The following is a 9,233-nucleotide window of genomic DNA, read 5'->3' as shown; positions in this document are numbered from 1 at the left end:
CTCCGCCTTGAGCTGGTACAAGGGCGCCGCCCTCCCCATCGTTCAAATCGAGGAACCCAACGAGATCCAGACCAAGGTATTGACCGCCCTTGGATATACAATAAAAGACGGTTCGGTTCTACAACTACAAAGCTGATTTATCACGTAATTCCAACTAATTGAGAACTGTTTTCTTCACTAACTCTGAAAGTCCTGTCTGAAATCCACTCTACGGGCGTTCGGGTCGATACGAAGACTCCCGGCCTCCAAGACGTGCTCGGGAGGTGGAGGACCCTTTCCCCGGCGCAAGCAGGCATTGATCCGGGCGGCCGGCTCCAGGTAGTCAAATGGTTTGACCACATAATCGTCCGCGCCGCTTTCGAGGCAGAGGACCTTGTCCGAGACCGTGTCCTTCGCCGTCAGCATGACGATGGGCGCCTGGGATTGTTTTTGGATGATGCGACAGATCTGAACGCCGTCCAGATCGGGCAACATAATATCCAGGATCACCAGATCGGGTCCGTTCCGTTTGACGGCCGACAAGGCATCCTTGCCGGTAGAGGCAACGGAGACCGCGAAACCGTCCAGTTCAAGGTTGTCCTTTGTGATCTGCAGGATGTCCAGGTCGTCGTCCACCACAAGGACTTTGGTGGGACTCATGAAGGGCCTCCTTTGGGAAGCGTGAAACAGAAACGGCATCCGGCCTCGCCGGTGCTCTCGACCCAGATCTTCCCACCGTGCGCCTCCACCAGGCCTTTACAAGCAGCCAGTCCGACGCCGAAGGTCCCTTTCTTCCCCAAAGCACCGCCCTTGTGTGAAGGAGCCTGCCAGTATTTCTCGAAAATGACCTCTCTGAACTCGGGCGCGATTCCCGGGCCGTGATCCCGGACCGACACTTCCGCGTAGGAATCGTTGTTGACAAGCTTTACCGGCACGGGCTTGTTACCGGTTGCGGAAAAAACATTTACAGATTCTTTACGCTGATTTACTATTATTTTACGGTTCCCGAGGTTATGATGCAAGTTAGTGTATATTCAATGTGTGGCGAGTTCCACCCGAATTTGTCCAAGGGGGGCGCATGAAACCTTACATGAAGACGATCCTTTTCATCTGTATCGGCATCATATTAGCCTTTCCTTTGTTCAGTCTCTCCTACTACACCCTGGTCCGCACGTCCTCTCCTCAGTTTTGCACCTTGTGCCACGAGATCCAGCCTGCATACAACGCCTGGAAGACATCGACTCACGCGAACAATGGTCAGGGTTTCGTGGCGGTATGCATGGACTGTCACCTGCCGGCGCCGGAAGACACGTACCAGTTTTTTTATGCCAAGACCATGCACGGCATAAAAGACATCTTTGTGCATTTTACGGAAGATACCTATGACAGAGAGAAAAACAGGAAGATCGCTTACGCGACCGTAAAAAACGACCAGTGCATGAAATGTCACCAGAATCTCCTGTACATACCCAACAAACGGGGGGCGATGCTGGCCCACAGGACGGTGGTCTATGCCAAGCCCGGCGAAGAAAAAAGCTGCTTCAACTGCCACAGGAACCTGGTTCATACCCCCCGCGCGTACTACAATTACAAGCAATATCAAATGGAATACCGAGGCCTGGGACTCTGAGTCCTCGGCTGTAAACCATATTGGATGTATCACTACAGGGAGGCTCGGGATGAGAAAGCTGTTGGGATTCGGGATTTTGTTGGCGATGTTGGGAATCTTTTGGATGCCGGCCGCCTTCGATGCTCGCGCGGAAACGGCTGCAAACCAACCCAAAATGAAAGAGTTCAGGATCGAGCGCAGCATGCCCAAAGAGGCGGTTGCCTGCATCGGGTGTCACAAAAAGGAGCATCCCGGTCTGTTTACGGACTGGGCTCAAAGCCGGCATGCAGCCGCGAACATTACCTGTTTTGACTGCCACAAGGCGGAGGAGTTCGATCCCGACGTCAGCAAGGAGCATTATAAGCAGTATGAAAGATCGGATACGGCTTTCGGAACGCGGGAATATAAGGTTCCCGTGGCCGCCGTGGTGACGCCCAAGGACTGCTCGCGCTGTCATCCGGACGAGGCCGCCCAGTACCAACGCAGCAAGCATGCGAATACACAGGAAGTGATCTGGCAGATCGACCCGTGGCTCATGAACGGCATGAACAGCGATTTCGAACGGGCTTCGGGCTGTTTTCACTGTCACGGCACGATCTTGAAGATGAAAGACGGCAAGATGGATTTGGATACGTGGCCCAATGTGGGCGTGGGCCGGATCAATTTTGACGGCAGCCGGGGCAGTTGCACCAGTTGTCACACGCGGCACCGGTTTTCGGTCATGGAAGCCAGAAAGCCGGAAGCTTGCGGCCAGTGCCATCTCGGCCCGGATCATCCGCAGATTGAAATCTACATGGAGTCCAAACACGGTGACATCTATACGGCTCATGGGGACGACTACAACTGGAATTCGGCGCCGGGAACGTGGACGGCCGGTGTGGATTTCAGGGGTCCCACCTGCGCCGCCTGTCACATGTCCGGCTCGGGAACCGTGCTCACTTCGCATGACGTAACGGAACGGCTTGCCTGGGAGATTCAGGCGCCGTTGACCATACGCCCCTCGGATTTCAAACCCTTTCCGGCGAACACGGATTGGCAAAAAGAGCGGGATAAGATGAAAGAGGTGTGCATGCAATGCCACGGAAAGACTTGGGTGGACGGTCATTTCTCCAAGCTGGACAAGGTTGTGGAGGAATACAATGAAGTCTATTTCAAGCCCGCGAAGGCCTTGTTGGACCAGTTATATGTGAAGGGCCTTTTGGACAAGACGAAATTCTTCGACGAGGAACTCGAAGTGGAATGTAGCCAAAGATTTCCCCAACGCCACGGGCAATAGCCAACGCCCGCCGGAGACGCTTCCCGTAAAGGAATAGTATCGGTATAGTCCTTCCCACCCGCTCGTCCTAGTAGAAGGCCTCGTTTCCCGAAAGGGGACCGAGGCCTTTTCTTGAGCGTGCGCAGAGTATGGCTTGTGTGTGGTTATATTTGCGCTTACAATGATACATAATAGCGTTCGTAGCATGCGCGACCGGTTTGTCCCGAGTGTGGATGAGCTGTTTTCCCGTCATGAAGCGATTGTAAACATCAAGGATGTCCCATGTTCGAAGAAAAAAGATATGAACCGGAAGCTCCTGGAGAAGAAAAAGCGGGGGAATGCAAGGTCCGTGAAGCAGTCGCGGATGAATACCGCGGCGCCATACCTGAAATCGTCCACGAAATCGTGGGATCCTGCAACAGCGGGGTCTGTTTCGATCACGTAGGGCCCGAGCCGATCCCTTCCCGGCAATCCGTCATCGAGATCCTTCATCTGGTCCAACGCATTCTGTACCCAGGTTATTTCACGTCGACGAGAATCGATCCCGTGAACCTCGAGTATTATCTGGGTCAGGAAGTGACCACGCTTTTCGAGCGGCTGTCGGAACAGATCATTCTGGCCATCCGACACGATTGCCTCAGGTATGAGCAGCCCTGCACGTACTGCTCGAACAGAGGCCGGGAGTCGGCGTTGGATTTTCTGAGGCGGCTCCCTGACATACGAAGGCTGCTGGCAAAAGACGTGCAGGCCGCCTACGAGGGGGATCCGGCAACTCAAAGGTACGACGAGATTATTTACAGCTATCCGGGCATGTTCGCCATATCCGTTTATCGCATGGCCCATGCTCTGCTCGAACACGGCGTTCCCCTGTTGCCGCGCATCATGACGGAATACGCACACAGCCTTACCGGGATTGACATTCATCCCGGCGCTCAAATCGGAGAGAGTTTTTTTATCGACCACGGGACCGGGGTGGTCATCGGAGAGACTACCATGATCGGCGATCGCGTTCGTATTTACCAGGGAGTGACCTTGGGGGCTCTGTCGCTCCCCAAAGGAGCGGGCGCCTTGTATCGGAATCGGAAACGGCATCCCACCATCGAGGATGACGTGATCATCTATTCCGGAGCCACTATTTTGGGGGGAGATACCGTGATCGGAGCCCGGAGTGTCGTCGGCGGAAACGTCTGGATAACGGAAAGCATTCCCCCCGACACCAAAGTCATATTGAGACCTCCGGAACTGATCTACAAAGGGTCGGCCACGGCGGAATCGCAGGCCGGACCGTCTGGAGAATAAAGCATGAAAAGCATCTACTCGGACGTATGCAAAGCGGTCGGTCGTACTCCTTTGGTACGGCTCAATACCATTACACGCGGCATGGACGTGACGATTCTGGCCAAGCTCGAGTATTCAAATCCATTGGGCAGCGTGAAAGACCGTATCGGAGTGGCCATGATCGAAGCAGGGATCGCCCAGGGCAAGATCGGGGAAGATACACTCATCGTTGAACCCACCAGCGGCAATACCGGTATTGCGCGGGCATTCGTATGCGCGGTCAAGGGGCTGCGCCTGGTTCTAACGATGCCCGAAACCATGAGTCTGGAGCGGCGAAAACTGCTGGGACATCTCGGAGCGGACCTGATTCTGACGCCCGGAGCCGAAGGCATGAAAGGCGCCATCGCCAAGGCCCGGGAGGTCTTGGCGAACGAGAGTAATGCCTATATGCCCAATCAGTTTGAAAACCCGGCCAATCCTGAAATCCATCGAAAAACGACGGCGGAAGAAATATGGCAGGATACCGGCGGGGAGGTGGATCTATTCGTGGGCGGCGTCGGCACCGGGGGCACCATCACGGGTGTTGCCGAGGTGATTAAGGCCCGGAAGCCGGGCTTCAAGGCCGTGGCGGTTGAGCCCATCCATTCGCCGGTGCTTTCCGGCGGTCAGCCCGGTCCCCACAAAATACAGGGTATTGGCGCGGGCTTTGTACCCAAGGTGCTGAACACAAGCATTCTAGACGAGGTGGTTACCGTCTCGAACGATCAGGCTTTCGAAACGGCCAGGGACCTGGCCAAAATCGAAGGACTTCTGTGCGGCATATCTTCCGGGGCGGCCGTCGCCGCTGCTCTGGAATTGGCCCGACGGCCCGAAAACAAGGGGAAACGGCTGGTCACAGTATTGCCCAGCACCGGGGAGCGGTATTTGAGTACGGAGCTTTTCCAGGCCTAGCCGGAACCTCGGCTCGTTTTGAAAGGCGGACACCGTGGGGCGTATTGCAATACGTCCCTGCTTTGTGCCTCCTGAATGACCGTTTTGCTCGCGCGGCCCCGGGTTAAGCGGGTTGGTCGCGGTTCGAACAGGCCGGTTCACGCGGGCTGTTCCGAAAGCGCGTTCAGCGCCTCCCTCGCCAATCGGCTGACTCGCGTGGCAATGGGCCGATGTTCGGGAGCAATGATGATTTCGGCATGGTCTGCAAGCAGGGCCTCGAGCTTGTTTCGGGCGCCGCGGAAACCCAACACGCCTAACGACCATGCGGCTAGCCCGCGCACCGCTGGATCGGTTGATTCCAGGTAGGGTAGGAGGTGGGGGCCGGCCGCGCGGAACAGGTCGGGCCGCACTTGACCCGCCCGTGCAACAGCCCAGACGGCCCCTCGCTGCAGTGCCTCGAGTTCCAGGAAATTGCCGTCTTCTCTCAGGTAAGAGATGAGGATCGGCGCGAACTCTCGAGCCAGTCCTTCGTGGCGAGCCATGATCTCGCCCATGGCCTCGGGCGCCCCCCAGCCGATGCCGCCGGACTCATCGTTCAAGCTCCACATGAAGCGGCGCATGATGACCCGGGCGGATTCCATGTCTTCTTGGGCCAGATGTGCGACCACGGCGCCGACGCTGAGCACGGCGCGCCAACGTGTTTCTTCGTCTCCGGAGTAGAGCGCTAAAATCAGCGGATTGATGATCTTTCGGGCGGGCAGCTCGATCAGTTGACACAGGATCGAGTCGACATCGCCGGCGCTCAGCAGCCCGGCTACTCGTTTCCTCAGAGCCCGGCCTGTCCTTTCAGGGGCTTCCACTCATTTCTCCCGCCGAAGCCTGAGCTGGACCGCGGTTCACTGACGTCACGTCGAAGGATTCGAGGTGAAAGGCGTTCTCTTTGAAATACCGGTCGCCGCTCTTGGGCAGGCCTCGATACGGACCGCTTCCAAGTCCCCTTATTTCGCGGCCTGGACTACCTGCCTGCCGAATTCGAAGGCTTCGGCCAACATTTTCGGCTTCTGGACCGCATCTTCTTTGGCGTCCAGTCCTCTCATCAACAAACTGCCCTCGTAACTCATGTCCAGAGCGTCATAAAAGTACTTGGCCGTGAGTTCCATACCGTCGAACAGCTGTTTTCCTCTGCTGGCCCCCACCCCGATCAAATAGCCCCGCCCTCTGTCGTAGGTTTTTCTCTGCTCGGGCGATTTCTCGATCCTGCGTTTGGACCACATGGCCTGGCAGCGATCGATGAGGGCCTTGAGCTGAGCGGGAACACCGTAAAAGAAAACAGGCGCAGCCATGATCACGGCGTCCGCGGTCAAAAGCTCGGCGTAGACGCGGTCCATGTCGTCCCGAATCACACAGGCGCCGGTTTCATCGCATCCACCGCACTCGAGGCAACCCCCTATGTTCAGTTTTCTGGCAAACAGTTTGGATACTTCAGCACCCAGGGATTGAGCCCCTTCGAGCGCTTTATCCAAAAGGACGTCGCTGTTTCCATTCTTTCGAGGACTTCCGTAAATACCAACCACTTTCATTACGAGGAATCTCCGTTGCGGCATGGGACGTTAGATTCAATGATGCGTCGCATTACCTGTCAGTACCGGGTACTTCTCCCCGTCAGGCGATTTTTTCCGATGTTGCTTTCATCTCGAATGGCGTTCCGCCGGCAGGGCATCGGAATATTCCGTCCATCGGATCGCTCATCGGCTTTCCTTCGAATCCCGATCGGAACAGCGATTTCGGCCGGCTTCAGATTCAATCGGAGATCCGAGCCAGCAGGGCCTTGCCGATTTTCGCCCCGAATTCAAAGCAGGACTCGAGTCCTTCCGAACCGGGGACAAAATGAATATTCAGACCGGGTTCCACCAGTTTCATTTTCGCGGCATCGAGTTCCGCCTCGATCAGTTTGACGGCCTCCCCGCTCCATCCATACGAGCCGAAGGCGGCTCCGATTTTATTCTGAGGACGCAGGCCCTTCATATAGGCGAGAAAGTCGGCCACCGTGGGGAAAAGTCCGTTGTTGAGCGTCGGAGAACCAACGATGACCGCGCCTGCTTCGTGAATCTCGGTAATGATGTCGCTTCGGTGACAGGCGCGCAGCCTCATGGGCACTGTCTTGATGCCTTTTTCCACAAGCCCTTCCACTATGGCTTCGGCCATCATGCGCGTGCTTTCCCACATGCTGTCGAATACCACCACCGCCTTTTTCTTTGGCTTCTGCAGACTCCACTCGACATACTTGTTAATAATCTTTTCGGGGTCCTGCCTCCAGATGACTCCGTGATCGGGACATATCGTGTTCAGTTCGAGTCCCAGGTCCGTGACCTTTTCCACGAGCTTCAAAATCAGAGGAGCGTAAGGGGTCAGGATGTTGGCAAAATATTTCAAAGCGTGCGGCATGATGGCATCGCCGACTTCATCGTCAAATCTTTCCGGACCGGCGTAGTGCTGCCCGAAAGCGTCACTCGAAAACAGAAGCTTATCTTCATTCACATAAGTGAACATACTGTCGGGCCAATGCAGCATTCGAGTTTCCAGAAACGTCAGGGTGCGCTTTCCGATCTTCAAGGTCCCGCCGGTTTCGACCGGTTGGAAGTTCCAGTCCTTGTGAAAGTGGAGCTGCAAATTCTTGTGACCCATTTTGGAGCAGTACAAAGGCTTGTCAGCGCCGATGGCGTCCAGTACGTGGGGCATGGCCCCCGTATGGTCCGGTTCCGTGTGATTGCTGATGAGAATGTCGATCTTTTTCGGATCCACAATCTGACGAACGCGGTCCAGCATATCCCGCACGAACGGCTTCTTAACGACATCGATCAACGTGACCTTTTCATCCATGACGAGATACGCGTTGTAGGTCGTACCTTGATACGTCGAGTACCCATGGAAGTCCCTCACATTCCAATCAATCGCTCCAACCCAGTATATGTTCTCAGCGATCTTGAAAGGTCTCATGGTTCCGCCTCCCTTCCCTTGGCTTTATCATGCCATCAATCGTCTTCGGACTCGTTGACATCACTGTTTGCCGGCTATTTTCGATCGAGGAGGGGCAAGGTGATGATCATTTGGGTTCCCTTGCCTTCCGCGCTCTTGGCCAGGATCTTTCCATGGTGGTCTTCCACGATCCTCTTCGAAATCGCCAATCCAAGCCCGCTGCCGTGTTTCTTCGTTGTTACAAAAGGAGAGAAAAGCTTGTCGAGAAGCTCCTCCGAAACGCCCGGCCCTTCATCCGACACGGTGATAACCACGGAGTCGTCCGTTGACCGGGATTGGACGGTTATCTTCCCTCCGTGCGTCATTGCTTCGGAGGAGTTTTGTATCAGGTTTAAGAAGACCTGGGTGAGTTTGTCCTTGTCGCCTTGAACCAGTACGGGCTCCTCGCCCGTTTCATATTCGATGGTAACGCGCTTCTCGGAGCAGCCGGGGTTGCTGAGATGAATGACATCGGCCAGCAATTGCCGGATATCCACCGGGCGAAAATCCTGTGCGCCCGGATGGTATAATTCCCTCAACTCGGCCAGCAATTTTTCCAGGCGAGAAGTCTCGCGACAAATGATCTCCAATTTTTTTGCGCTGGCGTCGTCGGTTGCTTTTCGAGCCAGCTGTTGCGCGAATCCTCCGATGGAAATGAGGGGATTCTTGATCTCGTGCGTAATCTCGGCCACGACCTGGCCCAAAGCAGCGAGTCGTTCGTTTTTCAGAAGCTGCTCTTGAAGTGCTTTTCGTTCAGTGAGATCTTGCAGGATGGCCGTAAAATACGATTTACCATGGATTTCCGAAACGGAAAATGAAATGGAAGCCGGGAACTGCTCGCCGTTCTTTCGAGAAACCATGAGCTCGCTCGCGTGTCCGATTCGAACAGCCTGCTTACTTTCGAGGTAACGCGTTACTGCGCGGCGATGTCGCACCGAGCAGTCGGACGAGAGGATCAGGTTCAAATCCCGGCCCACCACTTCATCCCGGCTGTAACCGAACAGCTTTTCCGCAGCCCGATTGAAAAAGAGCACTCGATGATCTTCGTCGATCGTGACAAACGCTTCGTTTGTATTCTCGACCGCTTCTTCTATGAGGATCGACCTTTCCGGCTCCATTTCCCGATTATTTTGTGCACTCATATCCGGCTCTTCCTCCAAGACGAAC

Annotated in this window: 10 protein-coding genes; 4 read left to right on the top strand and 6 right to left on the bottom strand. The window is 55.3% G+C overall.

Annotation, left to right across the window (positions count from 1 at the left end; translation table 11 throughout):
• Positions 1–177: 177 nt before the first annotated feature.
• Both HY788_15250 and HY788_15245 read right to left on the bottom strand, forming a co-directional pair.
• Positions 178–639: a response regulator transcription factor gene (locus HY788_15250; protein MBI4775504.1), complete on the bottom strand. Its 462-nt coding sequence runs from the start codon at positions 637–639 to the stop codon at positions 178–180.
• Positions 636–1,013 (bottom strand): ATP-binding protein, encoded by a 378-nt coding sequence (locus HY788_15245; GenBank protein MBI4775503.1) that lies wholly within the window; start codon positions 1,011–1,013, stop codon positions 636–638. The genes HY788_15250 and HY788_15245 overlap by 4 nt, the downstream gene beginning before the upstream one ends.
• Before the next feature lie 44 nt (positions 1,014–1,057).
• Between HY788_15245 and HY788_15240 the strand changes: the two genes are divergently transcribed.
• The 4 genes from HY788_15240 (at position 1,058) to cysK (ending at position 5,072) form a co-directional block, all read left to right on the top strand.
• Entirely contained in the window at positions 1,058–1,609 is a 552-nt protein-coding gene (locus HY788_15240) for a NapC/NirT family cytochrome c (GenBank protein ID MBI4775502.1), read from the top strand.
• 49 nt (positions 1,610–1,658) lie between these two features.
• The gene (locus HY788_15235; GenBank protein MBI4775501.1) at positions 1,659–2,864 is read left to right on the top strand and encodes a cytochrome c3 family protein; all 1,206 of its coding nucleotides are present in this window, start codon (positions 1,659–1,661) and stop codon (positions 2,862–2,864) included.
• 261 nt (positions 2,865–3,125) lie between these two features.
• On the top strand, positions 3,126–4,142 hold the full coding sequence (locus tag HY788_15230) for a serine acetyltransferase (GenBank protein ID MBI4775500.1): 1,017 nt from the start codon (positions 3,126–3,128) through the stop codon (positions 4,140–4,142).
• Positions 4,143–4,145: 3 nt separating this feature from the next.
• Positions 4,146–5,072 (top strand): cysteine synthase A, encoded by a 927-nt coding sequence (gene cysK, locus HY788_15225; GenBank protein ID MBI4775499.1) that lies wholly within the window; start codon positions 4,146–4,148, stop codon positions 5,070–5,072.
• A 137-nt stretch (positions 5,073–5,209) separates the two neighbouring features.
• On the opposite strand, the gene HY788_15220 is transcribed toward cysK, so the two are convergent.
• The 4 genes from HY788_15220 to HY788_15205 all read right to left on the bottom strand — a co-directional run bounded on the left by HY788_15220 (position 5,210) and on the right by HY788_15205 (position 9,208).
• The gene (locus tag HY788_15220) at positions 5,210–5,911 is read right to left on the bottom strand and encodes a HEAT repeat domain-containing protein (protein MBI4775498.1); all 702 of its coding nucleotides are present in this window, start codon (positions 5,909–5,911) and stop codon (positions 5,210–5,212) included.
• A gap of 138 nt (positions 5,912–6,049) precedes the next feature.
• Positions 6,050–6,631, bottom strand: a complete 582-nt coding sequence (locus tag HY788_15215; protein MBI4775497.1) for a flavodoxin family protein — start codon at positions 6,629–6,631, stop codon at positions 6,050–6,052.
• A 220-nt stretch (positions 6,632–6,851) separates the two neighbouring features.
• Positions 6,852–8,048, bottom strand: a complete 1,197-nt coding sequence (locus tag HY788_15210) for a flavodoxin domain-containing protein (protein ID MBI4775496.1) — start codon at positions 8,046–8,048, stop codon at positions 6,852–6,854.
• A 74-nt stretch (positions 8,049–8,122) separates the two neighbouring features.
• Entirely contained in the window at positions 8,123–9,208 is a 1,086-nt protein-coding gene (locus tag HY788_15205; protein MBI4775495.1) for a PAS domain S-box protein, read from the bottom strand.
• Positions 9,209–9,233: the final 25 nt, after the last annotated feature.

It is taken from the genome of Deltaproteobacteria bacterium (assembly GCA_016208165.1).
GTDB lineage: Bacteria > Desulfobacterota > Desulfarculia > JACQYL01 > JACQYL01 > JACQYL01.
The sequence above is the reverse complement of the archived record's forward strand: the minus strand, read 5'-3'. Positions and strand labels throughout refer to the sequence as shown.